This window comes from Mesorhizobium sp. M7A.F.Ca.US.002.01.1.1 (genome assembly GCF_004022955.1).
GTDB lineage: Bacteria > Pseudomonadota > Alphaproteobacteria > Rhizobiales > Rhizobiaceae > Mesorhizobium > Mesorhizobium ciceri.
The window spans coordinates 1-707 of the sequence record NZ_RZQE01001003.1; the positions used below are offsets into that span (position 1 = coordinate 1).

Sequence of the window (707 nt, forward strand, 5' to 3'; positions counted from 1 at the left end):
GCTCATCAAGACCTGGCCCTCGCGATCCAAGACGAAGATCGATGGAGCAGTTTGGTGGCAGCCGACTCTCGACGATTTGAGGGCCGCAAGAAAGATGGCTCGCGCATTGGAGAGAAGGCGGACGCGGCTGCGAACAATTACCCGCCGTTGATGCTCTGCTCGATCTGCCGGGCCGAGGCTAGGATGCCGTCAAAGCTTGGCGGGGTGCCGAAGATCATCGCAGTCGTGTTGGCGTAGTCGCGCGCAAGCGCATCGACCATCTTGGTCGCGGGCTCGATCGCAAAGGTCCCCGGCACTGCCGAGGCAAGATCATAGTCCGGCCGATCGAAAAACATGCGCGCGTGACGCACGCAATCGGCGCCAAGATCGAGGTTGGCGAGCGCCGCTCTCCCGGTTTCCGACTGCATGAGGCAGTGCAAATCGTAGTAATGCCGCGAGACGCGCTGACCTTCCTGCCGTAGTTCACCACGCCGCTCATACCAGCGGCGCAGCCCATGAGCGATCACCACCTTATCCCAGAAGGTCCGCGTCGCCTCGATCGTGGTGACGTCCGGCACGGCGAGGTCAACGCCGGCTGCTTCCTCGGCGACATAGGGTGTAATCGTAAGAGGCCCATGGGGATCGAGCGCTGATTTTGCGCCGGATTCAAGACGTATCGCCGGTCGGACATAGGCGCCATCGCGCGGCTCCACTTCGGGATCTGTCTC

Annotated in this window: 1 protein-coding gene; it reads right to left on the reverse strand. The window is 62.1% G+C overall.

The window, feature by feature from the left end; all coding sequences use genetic code 11:
• Positions 1–137: 137 nt before the first annotated feature.
• Positions 138–707, reverse strand: a 570-nt coding sequence (locus EN932_RS37380; RefSeq protein WP_164890911.1) for a nucleotidyl transferase AbiEii/AbiGii toxin family protein, incomplete at its 5' end; no start/stop codon positions are given.